Annotated in this window: 1 protein-coding gene; it reads right to left on the bottom strand. The window is 46.0% G+C overall.

Annotated elements, in window-relative coordinates:
- Nucleotides 1-500: ATP-binding cassette domain-containing protein (locus tag R7Z49_RS28085; RefSeq protein ID WP_318112936.1), on the bottom strand; the 500-nt coding region annotated here is incomplete at both ends.

Below are 500 nucleotides of genomic sequence, written 5' to 3'. Positions count from 1 at the left end.
GCCAAGAATGGTATTAACCAAACTGGTTTTACCTGCGCCACTTGGGCCAACAAGCGCAGTGCTTTGATTGGCTTCCAACGAAAATGACAGAGGGCCAGCCAATTGTTTGCCTTCAGGGCTGAAAACAACCAAATCTTGAGCTTCGATTTGAATTGGCGTGTTCTGTTCAAGAGATTGAGTTCCATCTTTCACTTGATCTACCTCTAGTTCAAGAAACTCGACAATACTTTCGGCAGCGCCCACCGCTTGTTGCTTCGCGTGATAGAAAGTACCGAGATCTCGAAGTGGTTGGTAAAACTCAGGAGCTAAAATCAGGATGAACAGGCCAGCAAACAAGGTGACGCCAGCACCGTAGTAACCAAAGTTCAATTCACCGATGTAACTGAAGCCGAAGTAAACCGCAGTAATAGCGATAGAAATACAAGTGAAGACCTCCAGTACCGCAGAAGAAAGGAATGCGATTTTTAGTACATCCATCGTGCGGGTACGAAATACCTCTG

It is taken from the genome of Vibrio sp. 1562 (assembly GCF_033340155.1).
GTDB lineage: Bacteria > Pseudomonadota > Gammaproteobacteria > Enterobacterales > Vibrionaceae > Vibrio > Vibrio alginolyticus.
Note: the sequence above shows the minus strand (reverse complement) of the source record. Positions and strands in the feature narration are given on the sequence as shown.